Here is a 19,493-nt window from a genome sequence, read left to right on the forward strand (position 1 = left end):
ATGCAAAACGAACAAAAAATAAGGCTGATTGAAGCTCTTGAAGCATATATACAACAACACGGAGTTACTCAAAATGAGGTAGCGAAAAGATCTGGAGTAAACGCAGCTTATATTATCAATATGCGAAAAGGAGACTTTACCGCAAAGGTTGGGGAAAAGGTCATCCAGATCGCTGATAAGTATTTTAACAGGATTGCTACTCTTATTGGCTTTGAGACCGAAAAGCAATATTGGGAGGCACGTGCTACTTCGCAGTTGAAGTCAATACTTGCGACTCTTACAGACGCAAAACAGAATGCGGAGACCGCCGTCATAACTGGTCAGACTGGTTGCGGTAAGACCTTTTCGTGCGATCTATTTAAAAAGCGGTTTCCTTCTGATGTATACACCGTAAAGGTCGGATCATCCGACAATCTTGGAGACCTTTTGGATAAGGTTCTGGAATCACTGCAAATAGACGTGGTTAAGAGATCTAAATCAGCAAAGCTACGCCAGATATCAGCACACATGAAGTCGCTTAGCGAAAACGGTCAAGAACCGACTTTAATCTTCGATGAGGCTGAATATATGAAGCAGCCGGCACTATGCGCTCTTAAAGAGCTCTATGATGTCCTGAACGAAACGTGCGCACTTGTATTGATCGGAACAGAGCAGCTAACCGACAATATCGAAAAGCTTAAGAAGCGCAATAAGCCAGGGATACCTCAACTATATAGAAGGATCAAGTTCCGTATCCGTAACCTGCCTGCTATTGACAGGAAGTATGACGAGTTTTTAACAGGTATCGAGCCTAACCTTAAGAGATGGTTACGTGCTAACTGCGATAACTATGGCGAATTGCACGATGTGCTTGTGCCAAGTATGAGGGAAGCTGATCGCACCAATAGTGAACTGAATGAGGACTTTGTAAAGATGGTACTAGGTGTATGAGAGCATTAAGTGTAAGCGATCTTTTAGCCAAAAAGTATAAAACGATTGACTTTGAGGCTGAGTGGTACGGAGCTTTCGATACACCGGAGACAACAGGTGTCTGGTTTATTTGGGGTAATTCAGGGAATGGAAAGACAAGCTTCACGCTTCAATTGTGCAAGGAGTTAACCCGATTCGGTCGCGGAGCCTATAACAGTCTAGAAGAGGGAGATGCAAAAACTATGCAAAGTGCATTTCTTAAAGCTGGCTTAGCGTCTGTCAAGCGCAAGCTGCTTCTACTAAATGAACCAATCGCAGATCTGGACGAACGCCTGCTTAAGCAAAAAAGTCCTTGGTTTATTGTCATAGACAGCTTTCAATATGCCAACCTAACATTTGAGCAGTACCTAGAATTCAAACGAAAGCATAAAAATAAGCTCATCATCATACTTAGCCAGGCAGAGGGAAAGCAACCTTCAGGCCGAACCGCCCGAAAAGTAATGTTCGACGCATCATTAAAAATATGGGTTGAAGGATACATGGCATTTTCAAAGGGGCGCTATATCGGACCGAACGGAGGTACCTACACAATTTGGAAAAAAGGAGCAGAACTATATCACGGTAATCTTAAGACAGAATAATATGAAAACATTAACAAAAACCAGCCACATCGCCAAAGTAAGGCAACAAGATCAAATTCAGATGCAACGGATCTGCGAGATCCTCATGTGGAGTGAGGTTGAGTATTGCAACCATCAGTTTGAAGAGTACACGAACTTCCTAACCCGGATGTTTTTCGGATTCCCAGAGGCAATGCTCAAGCAAGTAATGCACAGCAAAGTGATGCGCGGTTTCTGGAATAATGAATGGACTTATAGAAACCAAGTTGAATTCCTCCCTTTCGCAGATGAAATGACTGAAGATGTTACTGAAGTTGATCCTTCTGGTGAGCTGGTTTACATGCCTAAAACAGAGCACGGAGATGCAGGACTAGTTGGTGAGTATATGTTCATACATGGCTATAGAGCGCTGATGCAAGACGAGCTATTCATGTTCAGATACAACAATATATTAGAATTGGTCAGAAGCAGGGGGGCAATACAATGCTAACAGTAAAAGACCTTTCATCAGAGCTTCAGATGTGCATGAACGCTCGTAAGAACTTCAAATCAGCAAGCTTACCAACTAATTACATAATAACAGCGGTTTGTAATGCTCTGGAGTTGAACCATGATTGTGTGTTGGGGGCTGATCGGCACCGTGAATGCTCTGAAGCCAGATTCATCATATACCACCTGCTTCGATATAACGAAGGGTTCGGTTTAAGTCAAATAGCCAAGCTTATCGGAAACCGTAATCACAGCACAATCTCTTATGGGCTTGAATCATTTCAAGAGCTGCTGGAATCCAATGATGCAAGCTTTAAAAGTAAGATCCAGCTTGTGCGTGACGAATTGCCCGGAGTAGACTTCCCTAAACGCAGAACCCATGAAAGCAGATATCAACGAGCTTGATCAACAACAAGACTTGCTTATGAAGCAGCTTGAACAGCGCCTAACTGATTATGGCAAAGTGATCATCTACAGGAAGCTATTCGAAGTCCTGAAAACGAAAGAAACTATATACAAGAAACAATTACAAGAACTAAACAACAGAGACAATGAAAACAAATAATCAAATGACAAAACTACCTATAAGACAACAAAAACCTTCAGAGGGTATCTGGCAAGACGATAACGGTAATAAAATACCATACAGCAGGGTATCTCCATTGGAGCGAAAGAGCGAACGTGTCCTTGCATCCACTACTAAGAAAGCAATCGCTTTAAACACCGCTCTAACCGCTTTTAAATCTGAGTTAAAAAACCAGTTCTCGGAAATGTATCAGGAGTTTATCAAAGAGAATAATGGCAAAGCTCCCGGAAAAGGAAAAGGAGGTATTACATTCTTCAACTTCGATAGGTCAATAAAAATTACTCTTGATATCAATGACCGTATTGAGCTGGATGAAAAGTATATCATGCTTGCGAAGGAGGAGCTTAACGGTTTGCTATCGGAGGCACTTAAAGATACTAAAGACTGGATAGAGCCAATTGTTATGGCTGCCTTTGAAACCTCTGGAGGCCGACTGGATCACCGCAAGGTTCTCGCATTGAAACGCCACGCTACCCGGATTAACAATCCTCGCTTTGATGCAGCAATGGCCTTTGTCGATAAGGCAATCAGAAAGCCGTCCAGTAAGGAATACTATCGCATACAGGTGCGTGATGAGCAGGGCGAGTACCATGATGTCGTACTGAACTTTTCTGCACTCGTAACGGAGGATTAACAATGGGGTTATTCAGCAACAACCGGGAAAAGGTCTCAAAGGTGAAAAAGGAGATGATCGCATCTATCGAAAAGCTTAAAAAGGATAGGCAGGAAGCCCGGACGATCCTTGAGGATCTCGAAACGTATGGCTTCACCTGCGAGGCTGGTGAGCTTAAAGACTGCATTCCATTTAGACGGCTTAAGAAGCTTATTTAATAATTACAAAACAAGAATTTATGAACGTTTATGTAGCAAGCAGCTGGAGAAATGATTACCAGCAACAAGTAGTACAACGCCTACGGGATCAAGGTCACGATGTATATGATTTCAAGAACCCGCCATCAAGAACCGGCTTTAGTTGGTCTGACGTAGATCCCGACTGGAAGAAATGGACAAACGTACAATACTTGCAAGGTTTGAATCATCCTATTTCGCAAGCAGGTTTTAAAAGCGACTTCGATGCGATGAAATGGGCAGATGCCTGTGTATTAGTTATGCCATGTGGCCGATCTGCTCATGTTGAGGCCGGATGGATGCAAGGTGCTGGAAAGCCGACATTCATACTATTAGACGAGCATACTACAGCGGAGCCAGAATTAATGTATAAGATGTTTAATGCTGTATGTCTTTCGATTGACGCTGTTCTAATCCACTTAGATATCTGCATGGAATGGCGTTAAAACTAGATCAGAAGCGTCTGCAGTCAATTTCTCTAAATAATCAACTATGAAAGTTAAAATATATTCGGTTAAAGTCAGGGTTTCTATCCCTGGCTTCCGCAACATGTTCTACCAAGGGCTTGCTTTCGCAAAATCACCCGATCAGGCAAAGCAACTTTCATTAGAACACCTCTTGTTGGGAATCCAAAAAAGTAATCCAACAAACTTAAATCTGACCTCCGAAAATCTAACCGTAACCATGTGCGAGAAAGTGAAGGATGATTTTTTGGTAAACGATAAAATATTGAAATCATGTCAAAAAGACTAACATTCTTTTTATTGGGCTTAACTACCATACTAATTTGGATTCCGATAAGCCTCTTTGTAATTCATCACCTGTTCTCCTAAAATCACTAAGAATGAGGATTAATAGTAATCAATTTAATATAAATTTCAGTGTTGAAAATCAGATCACTGATGAGGTAACTGCTGGTGAGTTCTTCGCTGGTGGTGGTGGTTGGACTTCTGGAATAGAAAAGCTTTCTGGAGTCAAAACAAAATGGGTTCTTAACCATGATAGAATAGCTCTTAAAACAAACGCATTTCATCACAAAGGGGTCAAAGTTTACTGGGCAGACGTCTATGTCCAAGACGAGCATGAATTAGAACAAGTCGACTATGTACACGCATCCATAGAGTGCACACAGCATAGCAACGCTAACGGGGGTAGAGATAAGAAGATTGGCTCGTATACAATGGGATGGGAATTGTATAGATACTTGAAATATCTGCAACCTCTTGTAATCAGTATCGAAAACGTTCCAGAATTTAAAAAGTGGTCTCCTCTCGATGAGAATGGCAAGCCAGATAAACAGCGACTAGGCGAAGAGTTTAAGAAGTGGAAGCGCGCTATAATGGATCTGGGATACGAATATAAAGAATCAATCAGAAATGCAGCTGATGATGGGCTCCCTACTCGCAGGGTTCGCTTTTTCTGTTTCTTTTACAGACCAGGTATAGATATATCCTTTCCAGAATTTACACACTCCAAGGACGGGTTAGATGGTAAACAGAAATGGGAGTCTTGTAGACCTCATATTAATACCGATGATGAAGGTGTCAGCATCTTTGGTAGACAGTTTAATGAATCACTCAAAAAGCACCAACGCAAGCCGTATAAGCATAATTCGCTTAGACGAATAGCTGGAGGAATCAGGAAGCTTTACCCGGAGTTTAATCAGTTCTTAACGCAGTATTATGGGGGCGAAGATCCGAATAGGTTTCAAAGTTTGACAGCTCCTATATATACTATACCCACTGAAAATCGCCATCAGCTCATTACGGTCGAGAAGCTCAAGTTTATAATGGATCATTGTCACTCCGATAATTACAACACAATTGAGGAGCCTCTGAATCCGCAGCTAACCAGACAAACAAAGCAGATGGCTACTGTTGATGTAAGACATTTCTTATGTCAGTTTTATGGAGGTAGCGACCAGACACAAAGTGTTGACACCGCTATCAATACCATTACCGGAAATGACCGACATCAACTTATTAGATTAGAGAAGGTTCAATTCATTGCCAAGTACTTCAATTCCAACGGACATCCAGAAAATAATGTTGAGAGTTTGGATGATCCCCTTTCAACAATAATGCAAGAGCCTAAACATCAACTGATAACTCTGCTGGATAGCTTCGATATAAAAGCGAGGTTTCTACGACCTGATGAGTTAGCATCTTGCAGTACCTTTCCAAGAGACTACTTCAGTCATCCAGAACTTAAATTATCACACAAGAATGCTATTAAGTTGATTGGTAATGCGGTACCTCCTTTATGGGCTGAGAAGTTGGTCAATCCAAATCTGGATAACATTCGAGTGTTCAAGAGCCTTTTGAAAACTCAAAAAATGGTGTCTTAGCAATTTAATATCGCCATACGATACGATTTTTTAGAATTATCGCCAAATATTACAAAGCAGTTAAACTATGAATAAGGTCGCAAGAGATTACACACAATTCTTTGCCATTTGCAAGGCTCATGGCTTCGACTATAAAGAAAAGGTAGCAGAGTTCACCAATGACCGTACCGATAGCTTACGGGCGCTCACAGACGCTGAATTCAACCGAATGCTAAAGCTTATGACCGATCTTAACAAGCCAGTCAGACAGAAGTTCAAGCCGAAACCCGGAGACGATCAGCGTAAAAAGATGATATCAATCGCGAGGCAGATGCGCTGGCTGAAAGACGGCAAAGCAGATGTCAAAAGACTTGACATGTGGTGTAAAAGTCAAAAATATAAAAAGGGACTCAACCAGCTGTCTATCCTGGAGCTTAATGTGATGGTTACCATCTTCGAAACAAAGGTTTACGGGCACTATCTATCCACACTGAATAAATAATGTAGAAATGAGTAAAGCAGAAGCATTAACCGCAATGAGAAGCGGTAAAAAAGTACAACATTCATACTTCACATCTGATGAATGGATGACCATAGATCAGGGTGATCTCCTGTTTGAAGATGGTGTTCGATGTAGCCTTGCGGAGTTCTGGAAATACCGGGATCATGTAAGCTGGAATGATGGTTATTCACTGTTTAAATCGTGATTAAATGACACTTAAAGAGGAAATAAGCTGGTGTAAAGGCCAGATAAAACAAGGATATCATCCTGAAGTCTTGCGGTCGATCCTGAGACGCCTTCAAATTGTCGAGAATAAGCAACCGCCATCAGAATACTATACTAAAGCTGTTGCATTATATAAGTCGTTCCTTACATATCACAAACTTCCCCTGGTGTTCGATGCCAGACAAGGTAAGGCTCTTAAAGAGATCTTAATTAAGCTGAAGGACGCATCAACAGCTAAAACCGAGGAAGCAGCTTATCTAAGCTTAGAGGCGATCTTCAGTAACTGGAGCAAAACAGGAGATTATATATCCCGAAAAAAGACGCTGGTTGCCATCAACAGCAACCTCTTGGAAATAATTGATAATATAAAGAATGGAGCCACAAAAAGACAACAAAGCCTTAGTGAAGCAGAGCAGTTGGCTAGTCAACTTGGAAACCGACTCAAGCGCAGCCCTTAGACGGATATCCAAGTATACACCCGTAAAGTTTGAAGCAGATCAGGAAAGCAGGCGTAAGCTACAGGATAGACTGGATAGCCTGCTGAAATCGAAAGCTTTTTTTGAGGAGCAGTACTTCCATCAAGATGGTGCTCAAAAGTACTTAACACAAATTTCAGGAGAACTGGAATTAATCGAAAGTAAGTTGCTTGTTATTCCTGAATCGCTGACAATTGGTGATCTCTACAGGCAAGATCCGGATAAAACAGACGATTGTATAGTACTTATATTAAATGATCTGCGAATGTTCTTTCAAGTCGACAAAGTGATAAATACAGACGGATTATATTCCCTTGCCTCAATAATTACTACTCAATACAGGCACCTGACACTCGAAGAACTCGCTATTTGTATGAATATGGCAAAGCTTGGAGAATATGGACAGGTCTACAACCGCTTAGATGGTGCTATTATACTTGGATGGATAAAGAAGTATAACACCGAGAAGCAATCCCGACTGAATGAACGTAATTACGTCAAAGAGGTTCACGTAAAGATAGGTATTGACGAAGGTCGGTCCGGTATCTCTAAAGAGGAGAAAAGCCAGATGATGAACACTTCTCAAACGATGGTTGACATATGGAGGGCAAACAACAATAAGAAGTCCAGTAGGCCAGCTAAAAAAGCATGATAAAAATTCAAGTCATTCTCTTTACTTTGTATTAAATCAGATCATGAAAAAAACTATATATATATTAAGTATCCTTACTATGTATGGATGCGGTGAAAGCAAGACAGCATCCAATCAAATAAGTGTCGAAAAGTACAACTCTGTAAAGTGGGTAGATAGTGCTACGCTGATGCTTGATGATGCTAATTACTATAAAATAAAAGCGATAACTAAAGAGATGGCTCCATCTGTAGCTAAACGCAAAGTTGACTCAATTATGATTAACTTTAATAGCTTGTATAATAAGCTTAATTCGGACGATTCAAAGGTTGTTGACTTTCATAAGGAAGACTTGGAGAAGGAGCTGTCTGGACTTAATTAAAAGCAAGAAGTTGAATAACGCCGGTAAACTTGAATAACTTTTTAATACACAGATAAATCGTGTTGCTATTTTTGTGACACGATGGCATATAACCGATCTAACTACTTAAAGCATGTATGTCGTATCGTTGATATCTACAAGACCGTAAAGGAACCGGACGTACCTGACACTAAAATCTTAAGGACTGTTTTTCCAAAGCACGGGATATATATCAGCTACAGAACATGGATGTACATCAAAAGCATGAAACCTTCTGAATACAAATCACAAATGAGCCTCTTCGCTGAGTAGCTCTTCATAAGCCTCCTGACCGATCAGGAGGCTTTTTTATTTTGCGCTCTTGTCTATCCAAGTGGTGTTAAACGTCATCTCCAAAACCTTAAGGCCGTCAGGTCTTGTCTGCTCCATTGCATTGACCCGTTCGAATTTACCGACACCTTTACCGCTCTTTCCCTGCACAGCTCTGTAAACACCCTCCAACAGATCAAAGTACTCAAGACTTTGCTGTCTTATTGTTGCTGGTGATGCTTTTGACGTGCTACCTACGTAATCAAATGCCAGGCGAATAATAACACGTCCGGTGCATCGCTGATCGTTGTTGCCGATCGTTTCAGCTCTGGTCAGTTCAACGCGAATCAATGCGCAAGGTAAAGCAATGGCCGGTCGCATATCATAAAACTCCAGTTGACCTTTATCTAAATCTACCCAGCGTAGTTTTTTGAGCTGGTTATATATTTCTAAATCATACTCGTTATCTGGTTCCGCTTCAGGTTCCAGTAAGCTAAGTGTTGTTTCGTAAGCTGCTCTCATAGTTTGTTTATTTAATGTCGAAGGCTCCTTTGATCCTCATGATAATACGCTTGTTTAATATTGCCGAGTGTCCCATAAATTGCCTTTGTGGCATCCTGTACTCGTAAGCTTTGAATGTAAGTCCTTGTCCTGGTGTTGTGCCCTTCCTGAAGGCTCCCATTCCACCAAACATCTTCCCTTTTTTGCCTCTTGTGTGCCTGTTACGGACGAACGTCTCAGAGCGTGAAGCTCGTCTGATCAGCCCCCCTTCATTATGAACTCGTGCGTAGGGAACCCTGCTGCTCCCTGCACTTATCCTTACCCGCTCTGATGAAACTAAAGAAGGCTTGATCGTAGAGACTAATGCTCCGGATCTTACCATCAGTGATCCCCGGCTTACCTTCCTTTTGGTTTCCTTCCATTTTACACCATTAAAGCTCTTCGTTCTAAAGCTCTCTTTGAAGTACTCGGTACTGGTTTCGGCAATAATGGTTGGCACCGAGTTATACAGGTGGTGCTCGATACGATTTAACCAGGCAGTTAATTTTTGAGCATTGTTCATATTACTTCCTGTTGAATATCAATAGCCCTCGTCTGTATCTATCAATCGCTTCCTTTGTCTCTGATAGCGGGAAGAATGTTCTAACCTGATATCGTGTTCCGTCCTTAATCCGGGTAACAACGATCAGCGTCTTGTCCGTGTAGTACTTAACAGATACAAACTCTTCATAGTTAGTGCCGTTAATCCATACCTCATCTGGTTGAAGGATGCTGTTCTTAAACGCTTCCAGATACTCAGACGTTGGTTGGTCATGATCTCCTGAAGTATTCTTGAAAGCTGACTTGTTAAGTTCAACCTTGCGGTTATGGTAATCAAAAAAAGGCTTGTTATCTTTTAGGAAAGCGTCAACAGATCCGGAGTACATTGGAGCTTCATCACTTGCAACCTTCTTAGCCTGGCTGTAGCTTTTTAGTTTGTAATCCGCTGGCTTCAGGTTATCCAGTATCTTTGATGCTTTACCGGGAAACTTATTTATATACAGCTGATTTGCCGTGAACACTTCTCCGCTTTCAGCACGGTTCACACCCCAACCAGTTGCAGAGGCTGTTTTGAATTCAGTTGTTGCAAAGTACGCATCAGCACGTGCCTGCATCGCCTTCATGTCAACGTCCTTTACTTCGTGCTTCATAACACCTACTACATAACAGCGACACTTCCAACCATTAGGAGGCCAAAGCTTCTTCCATCTGGGATCATTAGCAGCTAAGATCAGACCATCAAGCAGAACATGCTCCGGACGTACTCGGTGATCGCCAACTGTCATATACTTCCAATAAGGAAATACATCCTTTTGCTTATTCAGTCGGGTGTAGGTCGCTGCTGATTCTCCCGTTAGTCCTGCTGTTTGGTACTCTGTTAAAAGCCATTCTTTATTAAAGACTTCAGTTACAAGCTTACTGTTGGTGTAGAACTGCTCGTAGCTTTTAGCACTTCTAAATAGCTCGTTTAAACGCTGTGCTTCAGCGAGTGTCTTCGCAGCCGAAAACCGAAACAAGTTCATTTCATAGGCAGTTAAGACAGCCGGATCATCTATGTCGTAATCAAAGCCAATATCAGCAGCAAGTTCCTTTTTGCCTTTGTCCCATCCCTTCTTTAGACCAGCAATCAAAGTTGTTGACGCGTAATAGAATAGTGGTATATCAAATGTTAAAGCGCCTTTAGCATCCCAAAACCTTTTTATTAGTGCATCATCGTCAAACTCTTCAATACCTTCTTTACTAAGTGTTAGTGTGTGGAGATCTCCACAACAAGCTTTCGCTAGATCCTTCATGTTCGCCCCGGTTGTTGTCTCCGGGGCTAAGGCGAAAAAACTTCCGTCCAGTTGAAGTTGAGTTCCTTGTTTCTGTTCCCGTTCACCAGTGACCTCTATCCCGAACTTACGTTTTACCCATTCCGGATCTACCTTCAAATACTGCAGCGCATCCTTCGTGATGTTCCATAGCTGTTCAAGATCCTCGGTTTCGTCATATTCGAACGTGAGATCTCCTTTGATCACGCCATGCTTTACCAATGCAGGAATGTTGATGTTATTCCACTGCTCCTCCAATAAGGCCATATCCGATTGAACCAGATACCAAAGCATTTCCTGACTTGATTCTTCTTTGCTCCGGTTGCCATTCTTTGTATCCTGACCGATGATAGCTCCGGAGATCAGCATGCTAATTTCATTACCGCAAAAGGTCATCAGGTTTTCGTAAACTTCGCCTTTGGTAGACACGCCTTGCGCAAATTCGAACTCTTCAGTATCATCGATGATGAACCATGCTGCAGCACCCATGTCTTGCATCATTTGCTCCGCTCGGTTGAGCATAACGGTATCTTGCGTGTTCGTCTTCATCACACGAGGGGGAATCCCGTAAATCTCACATAATTCCGACCAGCAGCTTTGAGCAAATCGCTTAAATAATACGTGCGATACGGCTTTATTCAGCATTCCCAGATTTCCGCTATTGTATTCAAGAATCCATAATCCGAACTCTGGCATCTCCCTGTATCTGGTTCCGTTGGTATTAAAATAATCCTCGTAAAATAAGCCCGTTTGAGGCACTACATTTGTCCTCGGTATTACTTCGCCTGTGAGTACTCGTTTGCCGTTTAAATCGGGTTTAAACTCTAATTCAACCAAGCTATAACCGTAATATATCTGATCAAGTATAGCATTGGTAAGCGTCCGGTAAATTGGATGTTTACGCAGGATCTGCGTTTGCTCTTCATCAACTTCTCCGTTTTTCTTTTTTAGCGAGAAGTTGATAGACAATACTTGTTGCTTCCTGTTGTTGATCTGGGAAGTTAACAGCGCATCGTTCATGATCTCATTATATAGGAGCTGCAGTCTGAAGTTGCGGGGCTCCTCCGATTGAGCCAGCTTAAGCGCCATCTTCCAGCTTGCAATATCTTGCCTTGTGGTAAAAACAGCCTTTGATTCGTAAGGAAGATACCTCTTAGGCTTTTCTTTTGGTTCGGCTGTGAGGGTCTGCTTATTTCTTCCAAATATGTTTGGGAACTTCATAATGATAGATTAGTAATGATTAAACTTCTTTTGGCTTCCAGATCTGAAAGGTCTGACTGTTGATTCGTTTAGTACCGGCCAGCCAGAAAGGAATGAACCCGCTTGGATTTTCCCTAACTCTGTTAATGCTGATTTGTAGCGTCTTTCAGCCAGCTCCAAATCAACGGTTACGTTGCATACGGCAATGAAATGCCATTTAGCAATATCTTTAATGTACGTAATCAGTTCAGCGTACTTTAACTTATCGTCTCCGGATGATGTGAATATCAAGGCGGTATTATATCTACCTAGATACCGTGCAGCAGTTTGCATACCTATCTGTAGCGCCTCCTGTACTTTCTGGTCATCATCCCTGCTGATGACTCCCATGCTTTCCTCGTATATATGACTCGTAAAATCTTGCTTTGAAATAAATTCCATAATGTATAGTGAATTAATTGATTAATGTCTCATACTTACACGCCTCTTAAAGCGGTGCTTCGTCTGCTTCTTTACCTTCCTGTTTTGAATGATCCAGACAGCGCCTTCTAAAGCATCTGGACCGTCCATCGTTGTACAGGTAGCGGATACTGACAGCATCTGATCTTCCATTACCGACATGTATTTATCTTTTTGGATTCTGCTGTCAAAAATCAGATTGCCGTTTTTGTCGATTGGCTGAAGCGTTCCCTCAACGCGGTCGAACTTCTCAGGTTTCTTTCGGGTATCGGGAGATATAGAAGGGATGGTGTCCAGATTGTCCTCCTCCGCTTTTTTGTAGATGGCGGGTAAAATGACCTGCTCGTAATGCGGAGCCTGAAGCGTGTTGTTTTCAATATAGATCCTTTTCGGATCTACTCCCTGGGCTGACAAGTAGCGGTCTGCTTCATATATCCAGCTTACAAACGTATTGTTGTTGGTCTGGGCTAACCAAACCTTATACACGTAGTATTTGAAGTCCTTGTAACCGATGATGATTAGACACTTGTAACTTACCTTGCTCTTCAAGCCTACCTTGTCCTTGTTAGACGTGGATGGATCTGCATAGCAGATGACCATATCACAACTGCTCAACTTAGGTGCTGGTCCGTAAGTGATAACCTTAAAGGTATCTCCGATACTTTGCGGATTATTGAAATACTCCTTTTGAGCGGACTTGTCAGATATCAAGCTTAACACCCGGTCTATATCTTCCTCCGAGTTCTTTTGTGGCCACGTGCTCTTTCCGTGTTTGTCCCGGATATTAACAATGTCATGCGCGTCTGCTTTCCTTGCCATCTCTGTTATGCAGCAGTATTTAGCAATGATGTTTCCGCACATGATAATAAGCAATGGGTTGCTTATGGAACGTGTCGGTATCAGAGCCTCCTGAATCCAGTCAACACGCTGCTTGATGATATCCCTGTTTCTGCAATCCTGATCGGTGTCGATATCATCAATTAAGATCACGTCCGGACGTATGGCATCGTTTCGGGTACCTCTGGGACTTTGACCAGCTCCGAGCGCTCTGAAGGCTACTCCCTTTCGGGTGATGAATTCGGATGCTTCCCAATTGCCAATACTTTGCTGGACACCATAATCATTAATGATCCGGTTATTCGCTTCCAGAATTGTTTTGTAAGGGAGCAGTAACCTTTCCGCATTGTTAATGGTGTTTGACGTCAATACAACGTTATGCTTTTGACCTGTCAAAACCAGATACAGCACTTCCATCATAGTCCGTCCGGACTTTGCTAACTCTCGCGCCCACGACCGAACCTCAAACCATTCAGGGTTATTGATCACACGCCTCGTTGCAGTAATATGCCAGGGAGCTGGCTCTGATGTATAGAAATTCGGAAGGTAGTATTTAAACCATTTTTCGGGATCTTTCTCAAGGGCTTTGATTCGCTTCTTTTTCTCAACAGGCGTTTCAAATAGATCAACCGGAGTTGCCTTCGATATATTCTCCTTGTACTGTTGCCATTGCTCTAAATACTGTTTATCCGTCTGCTTAGCCATACTATTTTAGCTTAGATTGGATATACAGGTCGAACCATGCAGTAAGCTTCTTTGCATCTTCCAGATTGTTCTGTCTGATGAACTCCAGCACTCCTCTGGCTACTTCTACAGTTTCCCCAATAGACGTTTCAATCTCAAGCCTGTTGATAGATGCACTTAGCTTGAGTAGGCTATCTGCTTCCTTTGATGTAGCTACATTTCCGATCTTCACCGGATAGTCCTTTTCGTCAAACTCTGGTAATGCTTCTGTAAATGATCCATCAGGAAGTTCGGTTTTTATAGGAATAAGCAAATACGGAGGAACGTCATAGATTGGCTTTCTTGTAGCGATATGATTGTTCAGCCATTCCAGCTGGTCATACATCAGATTAAGCTGATTATGTCTGGTGTTTAATTGTGAGCGTTTGAGTTTTTTCCATTCACCTTCGGTTACCCATTTTGCTAGGGTCTTTTCTGTTACCCCTACACGATCGGCAATCTCCTTCTGGCTTAGGTTCTCGGAAACAAACAGTACACGTGCATACTCACGCTCTTGAGCCTTTTTTAATCCCATAAGTTAATATTATGGTAGCAAAAGTGTACTAAAATACCCCCCTTGAAAAATAGTTGTGCAAACCTTGCGCTCTTATTTTCAGTGCGTTAAGCAAAGAAACATCTTTGCTCAACAAACAAGATAAGTTACATGCCAACATTTGTATTTAACGATGAAACACAGGTAAACAGCTACGGCTTCAGGATACCGAACAAGGGTATAAACCTGTCCCGTTTCAAGGCTAATCCGGTCATGTTAGACCAGCATTACAACAGTACTCGTGCTGTGCTTGGTAAATGGAAAACAATACGAGTGGACGGCACACAGCTTAAAGGTGATTCTGATTTTGATTCTGAAGATGCAGATGCAGCAAAGGTTGAAGGAAAGGTTGATCGCGGTTACATCAAAGGTGCATCGATGGGCGTGACATTTAACCGGGAGCACATGAAGCTTAATCCGGATGGAACGTGGGAGCTAACACAGTGCGAGCTGTATGAGGTGTCTATTGTAGCAGTTCCAAGCAACCGTAATTCATTAACTCTCTTCGCGGAAAACGGTGAGATCCTCTCAGATGATGAGGTTAAGCTAAGCATCTCGCAACTCACAACGGACTTAACTATAAAGGACAATAATACAAACAAGCAAAAAATGGAAAAAATCATTCTTTCCGCTCCCGCATTGGTAGCATTAGGACTCAATCAGATTCCTGAAAATAGCACGGATTTAAGTGCAGCAGTTGAAAAGCTCGCTGTGAAGTTGAGTGCTGTAAATACTGACTTGGAAAACGAGAAGTCAGCACACGAAGTAACGAAAGGTAAACTGCAAGATCAGGCTAAGCTACAGGCTACGGCTCTTGTCTCCCAGGCGCTTCTTGAGGGAAAAATCACTGCTGATGAAGAGGCGAATTTCGTTAAGGACGCGACTAACAATTACGAGTTGACCGCAAAGCTGCTTTCAAGAATACCTGCAAAGGTGACTTTGGGTGGTAAGGTAGTGACTCAAACTTTGTCTGACGGTCCTAAAACAATGGACGAGTTCGAAAAGCTGTCTGATGATGCGAAGCTGACTTTCAAAAAGGAGAATCCGGACGCATACAAGGCTCTGTTCAAATAACCTCAAGTACTCATTAACTAACAAAAATCTTATACATAAATAATATCTATTATGCCAAGTACTTATCCTGAAATGTGGGAAAAGAGGGTTGAAAGAAACCTGAACGATGCCACCGATGCACCGTGGCTGGACAATATACCAGAGCTAGACACCGAGGTTATCGAGGTTGGTTCCGGTACTGCAACCGAAAAGAACATCATCCACATCCCGGCTTCAGACTTTGAGCCTACTGTGTTGGTGGATAACACCGCATACCCTTTAGCAGTAGAGCAGTATGACGACAATGAGACGATTGTGAGACTTCACAAGTTTCAGAGCTTACCTACTGAACTGACTGATGATCAGGTATTAGGTGCATCATACGACAAGATTGATGCAGCGACAACGGCACACAAAGAAGCAATCTTAGCGAAAAAGTACGTTCGCGCTGCACATGCGATGGCTCCTGCAGCAAACACGCCAGCAACCCCTGTAATACTTACAGATGGTGTAGGTCTGAATGCAGCCACAGCAGCATCAGGTGCTCGTTTGCAAATGTCTTACGAGAATCTGGTCGCGTTCAAAGTCGCTTGCGATAAGGCTAAAATGCCGGTTCGTGGAAGGCGCCTGGTTCTATGTGATGATCACTGGAACGATTTGCTATTGGATCGTAAAAACTTTGGTGATCAGATGGTAAACTACAAAGAAGGTTCACCAGCACCGCGCATATTAGGCTTTGACCTATTCCGCTACTCAGAGAATCCACACTATAACGGTACAACTAAGTTAGCGTTTGGTGCGGTTCCTACTGATACTCAATCACAGGCATCTTTCGCCTTTGTTGCTTCCAACGTAGCTAAGAAAACTGGCTTCACAAAGCAGTACTTCCGGGATGCAAAGATAGATCCGGAAAACCAAAGCAATAAGCTTAATTACCGTCACTACTTCGTGGCTTGTCCTAAGAGACTAAAGTATATCGCTGCCATCGCTTCTGGTAGAAAGGCGTAAAAAACAACAGGTTAATTACATAGCGGGGACGGTAAGGCCGACCCGCTTAACCTTAAAACAATGAGAATATTACCCGATAAATATAAGTGGTTGTTAAAGGAAAACGCTCCTAAGATGCTTGTTGAAGCTCTAAAACATTACGGAGAGCTTGAACACGCGGGTAAAGGCAGTAACGCTAATATCCTTGGTTGGGCAAAAGAGGTTGGAGTGAGTGGGTGGTATACTGACGACGATATACCATGGTGTGGTTTATTTGTTGGGGTAGTTGCTAAAAGATGTGGTTACGCATTTTCTTCGGCCAAAGTATTAGCAGCAAGAGAGTGGGCTAATTGGGGAATTCAGGCAGATACACCGAAACTTTGGGATGTTTTAGTTTTCGTTAGACCCGGTGGTGGTCACGTTGGATTTTATGTCGGTGAAAACGACAAAGCATTCCTGGTGTATGGCGGTAATCAAAGCAATGCTGTAGGCTTTGCTTGGATAGATAAAAGCCGTCTTCTTGCAGCCAGGAGGCCTAAATACAAAATCGCTCAACCAGCCAATGTGCGCAAGATCAAATTATCAGAAGCAGGCATCTTATCAACTAATGAAGCATAATGGGGCCGTTACAGGAAAGCTTACAGAAAATCACTCTAAAAGAGATTGCACAAACTCCATTCGCTTACGCCTTGTACGTGGTAACACTTGTACTGGTCAGCGTTTTGGTAACCCAGAGGATCGATACCAACCGCGCTGCAGAGAATTGTCAGCTTGAAAAAGAAGAACTGCAAAGGCAGGTCAAAGACGAACGCAGGGAAAAGGATGAGGTTTTTAAAGCCTATCTCGTTCAAAGAGGTGTAGTAGAACAAATACAAAAAACAGTAGACAGTACAGCAATTGAGACCTATAAACAAAAAAGGAAATGAAAAATAACTTGTTAAAGATATGCCTTGCCGTTATGGTTGTGCTTTGCAGCTGGCTAACGTTTAAGTTAGTGTTTCGCAGCCCTCAAAATCATTCAATAGAGAATTCACCTGCGTTGATTGACGAAGCGAAGACAGAAGCAAAGATATTGGCTCGTTCTGTTGACAACCAGGGATACTCGAAGACTGTTGCCAAACGAAAGGAAGCTATTCTAAGCAATGGAGATATCAGTAAGTTACCGATAAGCCAGTCTGTTCTTGATAGCCTAAGACTTGATAATTTCGACAAATCAAACAAGCTTCAGCAGGCTTCCGTAACTATAGGGAAACTTGAAGCAAAGAATCTGAGAGCGGTTAAGGTTATAGATAGTCTTCACCGGACATCATATCAGTATAAGGATGCGTTTGCATCTGCTAAGTTCACGCCAGACAGTATTAGTGGTACGTTTGATATTGACTGGATGATCAAGCTGATTAGACATGATTATAAAGACCGAAAAAATATATTGTCTCCTTATACCTACTACACTGACATACTAAGCCCCGATAAACGCATTTCTATAGACGGCCTGCAAACGCTTACCATTGAAAGCCATAAGCCTACACGCTGGGGTATTGGTCTGCAAAGTGGCTACTACTATGATCCGTCAAAACGAACTTTCTTGCCCGCAATAGGTGTGGGCGTATCTTATAACTTAATACGATTTTAAAATGAAAAAATCATCAGAACGCGAGAAAATCATCAAGATCTTATTTGCTCAAAATCCAAACGCGAAAACATTTCACATGACATCTGACAATCAGGCTTTTTTTCAGAAAGGTGATGCGGTGAACCATGGAAAGACCTTAGAAGATAAGGATGTAGTAGAGGTGAAGCGTCCCTCTGATATCGTGGAAGATCCCGATGGTGAAAATGAGTCTAATGCAGATACTGCTAAGGCCGAAAGGGAAACGCTTTTAGCTCGATACTCTGAGTTATATGGAGAGCCAGCAGCTAAGAATATCACAACAGATAAGCTGAAAGCGAAGATCGCTGAAAAGGAATCAGAGACTGTTTAATCAGGTTTAAACGGTATTTAAACACTATTTATTAATCATTAAAACGACTATATGTCAGACGTTATAAGTTACGGATGTAGTAAGGTTGAAGTCGGGGACTTTAACCCTACAACTGGTGAAGTTACTAACCTTGTTCCGATTAAGGTTTACAAGGACACCGTTGATATTCAGGAAGCAGATCCAGAAGAGGAAGAGCACTATTCTTCAGGAAACGATGATGCCGAACTCGTCATCACGCGTCCGGGAAAGACAACTGCTAGATTCAGTGTTATGAAAAGTGATGCTGACACATTGAAGCTTTGTCTTGATGGAACGGTGACAACCCTTGAAGGTAGAAAGACCTGGAACAAGCCGGATAAAAGAAGCAACAAGACTAAGGCGCTTGTTTTCACAACTGAAGATGGTTGTGTATGTACGATACCACGTGGAAGCTGGTTCGGTAAACAGAACGCTAACCTTGCTGCAGGAAGTATCCGACTTCAGGATATCACCGTAACACCAAAGGCAACGGGAATTGAAGGACTAGCATCTATGGCTTGGACTGATCCAGAACCGGAGGTGTAATATGAATCAGCAAACCGAACTTAAGGCTGCTGATACATTACTGGAAAGAGGCGTGCGGGTGAAAATCAGGGCGCCTCTTCTTTTAAGGATCTTTCGTAAAAAAACAATATCCCTGGTCATCAAGCAGCCGACTTGGGGAACGATGCTCCGGGTATCACGATTGTACCTTAAAATGGGGATCAGCTCGGAGGAGCTAAAAGGTATCTCTGTTGAAAAAGCAATAGAGCTGATGTCAAAAAATGGCAAAGGCTTTTCTAAGATCATTGCCTGTTTGCTCCTAAACGGATATATCACATACTTCCTTTTTAATCGTCCACTCGCATTCTTTCTCAGAGAATCCATGGAGCCAAACCGGATGGCTGCACTTGTTGAGCTTATCATCCTGTTCGGAGGTGTAGAGGATTTTATGAATACTATCAGATCGGTAAGCACAACGATAGTGACGGCACCGAATCTGAGTCCGGAGAATCAGGGGAGTTAAAGGCAACTGGCCTCAATAGC

Annotated in this window: 29 protein-coding genes; 23 read left to right on the forward strand and 6 right to left on the reverse strand. The window is 42.4% G+C overall.

Annotation, left to right across the window (positions count from 1 at the left end):
- The 15 genes from ACO1NU_RS08585 to ACO1NU_RS08655 all read left to right on the forward strand — a co-directional run bounded on the left by ACO1NU_RS08585 (position 1) and on the right by ACO1NU_RS08655 (position 7,995).
- Positions 1 to 930 carry an AAA family ATPase gene (locus ACO1NU_RS08585; RefSeq protein WP_448818064.1) on the forward strand — a complete coding sequence of 310 codons (930 nt, stop codon included), beginning with the start codon at positions 1 to 3 and terminating at the stop codon, positions 928 to 930.
- On the forward strand, positions 927 to 1,550 hold the full coding sequence (locus tag ACO1NU_RS08590) for a hypothetical protein (protein ID WP_448818065.1): 624 nt from the start codon (positions 927 to 929) through the stop codon (positions 1,548 to 1,550). The genes ACO1NU_RS08585 and ACO1NU_RS08590 overlap by 4 nt, the downstream gene beginning before the upstream one ends.
- Position 1,551: 1 nt before the next feature.
- Positions 1,552 to 2,019 carry a hypothetical protein gene (locus ACO1NU_RS08595; protein WP_448818066.1) on the forward strand — a complete coding sequence of 156 codons (468 nt, stop codon included), beginning with the start codon at positions 1,552 to 1,554 and terminating at the stop codon, positions 2,017 to 2,019.
- A gap of 35 nt (positions 2,020 to 2,054) precedes the next feature.
- Entirely contained in the window at positions 2,055 to 2,423 is a 369-nt protein-coding gene (locus ACO1NU_RS08600; protein WP_448818307.1) for a helix-turn-helix domain-containing protein, read from the forward strand.
- Entirely contained in the window at positions 2,398 to 2,583 is a 186-nt protein-coding gene (locus ACO1NU_RS08605) for a hypothetical protein (protein ID WP_448818067.1), read from the forward strand. Before ACO1NU_RS08600 ends, ACO1NU_RS08605 begins: the two co-directional genes overlap by 26 nt.
- Positions 2,570 to 3,238, forward strand: a complete 669-nt coding sequence (locus ACO1NU_RS08610) for a DUF3164 family protein (RefSeq protein WP_448818068.1) — start codon at positions 2,570 to 2,572, stop codon at positions 3,236 to 3,238. The genes ACO1NU_RS08605 and ACO1NU_RS08610 overlap by 14 nt, the downstream gene beginning before the upstream one ends.
- 2 nt (positions 3,239 to 3,240) lie before the next feature.
- Positions 3,241 to 3,435 carry a hypothetical protein gene (locus ACO1NU_RS08615; RefSeq protein ID WP_448818069.1) on the forward strand — a complete coding sequence of 65 codons (195 nt, stop codon included), beginning with the start codon at positions 3,241 to 3,243 and terminating at the stop codon, positions 3,433 to 3,435.
- Between the two features lie 20 nt (positions 3,436 to 3,455).
- On the forward strand, positions 3,456 to 3,899 hold the full coding sequence (locus ACO1NU_RS08620) for a hypothetical protein (protein WP_448818070.1): 444 nt from the start codon (positions 3,456 to 3,458) through the stop codon (positions 3,897 to 3,899).
- Between the two features lie 46 nt (positions 3,900 to 3,945).
- On the forward strand, positions 3,946 to 4,206 hold the full coding sequence (locus tag ACO1NU_RS08625; RefSeq protein WP_448818071.1) for a hypothetical protein: 261 nt from the start codon (positions 3,946 to 3,948) through the stop codon (positions 4,204 to 4,206).
- Between the two features lie 91 nt (positions 4,207 to 4,297).
- Positions 4,298 to 5,800, forward strand: a complete 1,503-nt coding sequence (locus tag ACO1NU_RS08630) for a DNA cytosine methyltransferase (protein ID WP_448818072.1) — start codon at positions 4,298 to 4,300, stop codon at positions 5,798 to 5,800.
- 67 nt (positions 5,801 to 5,867) lie between these two features.
- The gene (locus ACO1NU_RS08635) at positions 5,868 to 6,281 is read left to right on the forward strand and encodes a hypothetical protein (protein ID WP_448818073.1); all 414 of its coding nucleotides are present in this window, start codon (positions 5,868 to 5,870) and stop codon (positions 6,279 to 6,281) included.
- A 7-nt stretch (positions 6,282 to 6,288) separates the two neighbouring features.
- Positions 6,289 to 6,486 (forward strand): hypothetical protein, encoded by a 198-nt coding sequence (locus ACO1NU_RS08640; protein ID WP_448818074.1) that lies wholly within the window; start codon positions 6,289 to 6,291, stop codon positions 6,484 to 6,486.
- A gap of 4 nt (positions 6,487 to 6,490) precedes the next feature.
- Positions 6,491 to 6,964 carry a hypothetical protein gene (locus ACO1NU_RS08645; protein WP_448818075.1) on the forward strand — a complete coding sequence of 158 codons (474 nt, stop codon included), beginning with the start codon at positions 6,491 to 6,493 and terminating at the stop codon, positions 6,962 to 6,964.
- The gene (locus ACO1NU_RS08650; protein WP_448818076.1) at positions 6,936 to 7,634 is read left to right on the forward strand and encodes a hypothetical protein; all 699 of its coding nucleotides are present in this window, start codon (positions 6,936 to 6,938) and stop codon (positions 7,632 to 7,634) included. Before ACO1NU_RS08645 ends, ACO1NU_RS08650 begins: the two co-directional genes overlap by 29 nt.
- 43 nt (positions 7,635 to 7,677) lie before the next feature.
- Positions 7,678 to 7,995 (forward strand): hypothetical protein, encoded by a 318-nt coding sequence (locus tag ACO1NU_RS08655; protein ID WP_448818077.1) that lies wholly within the window; start codon positions 7,678 to 7,680, stop codon positions 7,993 to 7,995.
- Positions 7,996 to 8,322: 327 nt separating this feature from the next.
- On the opposite strand, the gene ACO1NU_RS08660 is transcribed toward ACO1NU_RS08655, so the two are convergent.
- The 6 genes from ACO1NU_RS08660 to ACO1NU_RS08685 are packed head-to-tail and all read right to left on the reverse strand — an operon-like array spanning position 8,323 to position 14,388.
- Entirely contained in the window at positions 8,323 to 8,805 is a 483-nt protein-coding gene (locus ACO1NU_RS08660; RefSeq protein ID WP_448818078.1) for a hypothetical protein, read from the reverse strand.
- 7 nt (positions 8,806 to 8,812) lie between these two features.
- Positions 8,813 to 9,346, reverse strand: a complete 534-nt coding sequence (locus ACO1NU_RS08665) for a phage virion morphogenesis protein (RefSeq protein WP_448818079.1) — start codon at positions 9,344 to 9,346, stop codon at positions 8,813 to 8,815.
- Position 9,347: 1 nt separating this feature from the next.
- Entirely contained in the window at positions 9,348 to 11,855 is a 2,508-nt protein-coding gene (locus ACO1NU_RS08670) for a phage portal protein family protein (protein ID WP_448818080.1), read from the reverse strand.
- 9 nt (positions 11,856 to 11,864) lie between these two features.
- Entirely contained in the window at positions 11,865 to 12,275 is a 411-nt protein-coding gene (locus ACO1NU_RS08675) for a hypothetical protein (protein WP_448818081.1), read from the reverse strand.
- A 21-nt stretch (positions 12,276 to 12,296) separates the two neighbouring features.
- The gene (locus ACO1NU_RS08680) at positions 12,297 to 13,835 is read right to left on the reverse strand and encodes a hypothetical protein (protein ID WP_448818082.1); all 1,539 of its coding nucleotides are present in this window, start codon (positions 13,833 to 13,835) and stop codon (positions 12,297 to 12,299) included.
- Position 13,836: 1 nt separating this feature from the next.
- The gene (locus tag ACO1NU_RS08685) at positions 13,837 to 14,388 is read right to left on the reverse strand and encodes a hypothetical protein (protein ID WP_448818083.1); all 552 of its coding nucleotides are present in this window, start codon (positions 14,386 to 14,388) and stop codon (positions 13,837 to 13,839) included.
- A gap of 129 nt (positions 14,389 to 14,517) precedes the next feature.
- Here ACO1NU_RS08685 and ACO1NU_RS08690 point away from each other — a divergent pair, with 129 nt between their 5' ends.
- From ACO1NU_RS08690 to ACO1NU_RS08725, 8 genes are read left to right on the forward strand one after another with little or no spacing between them, the layout of a single operon-like run.
- Positions 14,518 to 15,480: an HK97 family phage prohead protease gene (locus ACO1NU_RS08690; protein WP_448818084.1), complete on the forward strand. Its 963-nt coding sequence runs from the start codon at positions 14,518 to 14,520 to the stop codon at positions 15,478 to 15,480.
- 51 nt (positions 15,481 to 15,531) lie between these two features.
- Positions 15,532 to 16,467: a phage major capsid protein gene (locus ACO1NU_RS08695; RefSeq protein WP_448818085.1), complete on the forward strand. Its 936-nt coding sequence runs from the start codon at positions 15,532 to 15,534 to the stop codon at positions 16,465 to 16,467.
- Positions 16,468 to 16,527: 60 nt separating this feature from the next.
- Entirely contained in the window at positions 16,528 to 17,064 is a 537-nt protein-coding gene (locus ACO1NU_RS08700; protein ID WP_448818086.1) for a TIGR02594 family protein, read from the forward strand.
- The gene (locus ACO1NU_RS08705; protein ID WP_448818087.1) at positions 17,064 to 17,372 is read left to right on the forward strand and encodes a hypothetical protein; all 309 of its coding nucleotides are present in this window, start codon (positions 17,064 to 17,066) and stop codon (positions 17,370 to 17,372) included. Before ACO1NU_RS08700 ends, ACO1NU_RS08705 begins: the two co-directional genes overlap by 1 nt.
- Positions 17,369 to 18,079, forward strand: a complete 711-nt coding sequence (locus tag ACO1NU_RS08710) for a DUF6808 domain-containing protein (protein ID WP_448818088.1) — start codon at positions 17,369 to 17,371, stop codon at positions 18,077 to 18,079. Before ACO1NU_RS08705 ends, ACO1NU_RS08710 begins: the two co-directional genes overlap by 4 nt.
- Position 18,080: 1 nt before the next feature.
- Positions 18,081 to 18,428, forward strand: coding sequence for a hypothetical protein (locus tag ACO1NU_RS08715; protein WP_448818089.1), 348 nt, complete (start codon positions 18,081 to 18,083; stop codon positions 18,426 to 18,428).
- A 51-nt stretch (positions 18,429 to 18,479) separates the two neighbouring features.
- Positions 18,480 to 18,992, forward strand: coding sequence for a hypothetical protein (locus ACO1NU_RS08720; protein WP_448818090.1), 513 nt, complete (start codon positions 18,480 to 18,482; stop codon positions 18,990 to 18,992).
- A 1-nt stretch (position 18,993) separates the two neighbouring features.
- Entirely contained in the window at positions 18,994 to 19,473 is a 480-nt protein-coding gene (locus tag ACO1NU_RS08725) for a hypothetical protein (protein ID WP_448818091.1), read from the forward strand.
- Positions 19,474 to 19,493: the final 20 nt, after the last annotated feature.

It is taken from the genome of Arcticibacter sp., from assembly GCF_053551015.1.

What these genes read in the sequence shown, in the direction of transcription:
- ACO1NU_RS08585 (WP_448818064.1), top strand. Translation starts at nt 1, where the DNA reads ATGCAAAACGAACAAAAAATAAGGCTGATTGAAGCTCTTGAAGCATAT.
- ACO1NU_RS08590 (WP_448818065.1), top strand. Translation starts at nt 927, where the DNA reads ATGAGAGCATTAAGTGTAAGCGATCTTTTAGCCAAAAAGTATAAAACG.
- ACO1NU_RS08595 (WP_448818066.1), top strand. Translation starts at nt 1,552, where the DNA reads ATGAAAACATTAACAAAAACCAGCCACATCGCCAAAGTAAGGCAACAA.
- ACO1NU_RS08600 (WP_448818307.1), top strand. Translation starts at nt 2,055, where the DNA reads ATGAACGCTCGTAAGAACTTCAAATCAGCAAGCTTACCAACTAATTAC.
- ACO1NU_RS08605 (WP_448818067.1), top strand. Translation starts at nt 2,398, where the DNA reads ATGAAAGCAGATATCAACGAGCTTGATCAACAACAAGACTTGCTTATG.
- ACO1NU_RS08610 (WP_448818068.1), top strand. Translation starts at nt 2,570, where the DNA reads ATGAAAACAAATAATCAAATGACAAAACTACCTATAAGACAACAAAAA.
- ACO1NU_RS08615 (WP_448818069.1), top strand. Translation starts at nt 3,241, where the DNA reads ATGGGGTTATTCAGCAACAACCGGGAAAAGGTCTCAAAGGTGAAAAAG.
- ACO1NU_RS08620 (WP_448818070.1), top strand. Translation starts at nt 3,456, where the DNA reads ATGAACGTTTATGTAGCAAGCAGCTGGAGAAATGATTACCAGCAACAA.
- ACO1NU_RS08625 (WP_448818071.1), top strand. Translation starts at nt 3,946, where the DNA reads ATGAAAGTTAAAATATATTCGGTTAAAGTCAGGGTTTCTATCCCTGGC.
- ACO1NU_RS08630 (WP_448818072.1), top strand. Translation starts at nt 4,298, where the DNA reads ATGAGGATTAATAGTAATCAATTTAATATAAATTTCAGTGTTGAAAAT.
- ACO1NU_RS08635 (WP_448818073.1), top strand. Translation starts at nt 5,868, where the DNA reads ATGAATAAGGTCGCAAGAGATTACACACAATTCTTTGCCATTTGCAAG.
- ACO1NU_RS08640 (WP_448818074.1), top strand. Translation starts at nt 6,289, where the DNA reads ATGAGTAAAGCAGAAGCATTAACCGCAATGAGAAGCGGTAAAAAAGTA.
- ACO1NU_RS08645 (WP_448818075.1), top strand. Translation starts at nt 6,491, where the DNA reads ATGACACTTAAAGAGGAAATAAGCTGGTGTAAAGGCCAGATAAAACAA.
- ACO1NU_RS08655 (WP_448818077.1), top strand. Translation starts at nt 7,678, where the DNA reads ATGAAAAAAACTATATATATATTAAGTATCCTTACTATGTATGGATGC.
- ACO1NU_RS08660 (WP_448818078.1), bottom strand. Translation starts at nt 8,805, where the DNA reads ATGAGAGCAGCTTACGAAACAACACTTAGCTTACTGGAACCTGAAGCG.
- ACO1NU_RS08665 (WP_448818079.1), bottom strand. Translation starts at nt 9,346, where the DNA reads ATGAACAATGCTCAAAAATTAACTGCCTGGTTAAATCGTATCGAGCAC.
- ACO1NU_RS08670 (WP_448818080.1), bottom strand. Translation starts at nt 11,855, where the DNA reads ATGAAGTTCCCAAACATATTTGGAAGAAATAAGCAGACCCTCACAGCC.
- ACO1NU_RS08675 (WP_448818081.1), bottom strand. Translation starts at nt 12,275, where the DNA reads ATGGAATTTATTTCAAAGCAAGATTTTACGAGTCATATATACGAGGAA.
- ACO1NU_RS08680 (WP_448818082.1), bottom strand. Translation starts at nt 13,835, where the DNA reads ATGGCTAAGCAGACGGATAAACAGTATTTAGAGCAATGGCAACAGTAC.
- ACO1NU_RS08685 (WP_448818083.1), bottom strand. Translation starts at nt 14,388, where the DNA reads ATGGGATTAAAAAAGGCTCAAGAGCGTGAGTATGCACGTGTACTGTTT.
- ACO1NU_RS08690 (WP_448818084.1), top strand. Translation starts at nt 14,518, where the DNA reads ATGCCAACATTTGTATTTAACGATGAAACACAGGTAAACAGCTACGGC.
- ACO1NU_RS08695 (WP_448818085.1), top strand. Translation starts at nt 15,532, where the DNA reads ATGCCAAGTACTTATCCTGAAATGTGGGAAAAGAGGGTTGAAAGAAAC.
- ACO1NU_RS08700 (WP_448818086.1), top strand. Translation starts at nt 16,528, where the DNA reads ATGAGAATATTACCCGATAAATATAAGTGGTTGTTAAAGGAAAACGCT.
- ACO1NU_RS08705 (WP_448818087.1), top strand. Translation starts at nt 17,064, where the DNA reads ATGGGGCCGTTACAGGAAAGCTTACAGAAAATCACTCTAAAAGAGATT.
- ACO1NU_RS08710 (WP_448818088.1), top strand. Translation starts at nt 17,369, where the DNA reads ATGAAAAATAACTTGTTAAAGATATGCCTTGCCGTTATGGTTGTGCTT.
- ACO1NU_RS08715 (WP_448818089.1), top strand. Translation starts at nt 18,081, where the DNA reads ATGAAAAAATCATCAGAACGCGAGAAAATCATCAAGATCTTATTTGCT.
- ACO1NU_RS08720 (WP_448818090.1), top strand. Translation starts at nt 18,480, where the DNA reads ATGTCAGACGTTATAAGTTACGGATGTAGTAAGGTTGAAGTCGGGGAC.
- ACO1NU_RS08725 (WP_448818091.1), top strand. Translation starts at nt 18,994, where the DNA reads ATGAATCAGCAAACCGAACTTAAGGCTGCTGATACATTACTGGAAAGA.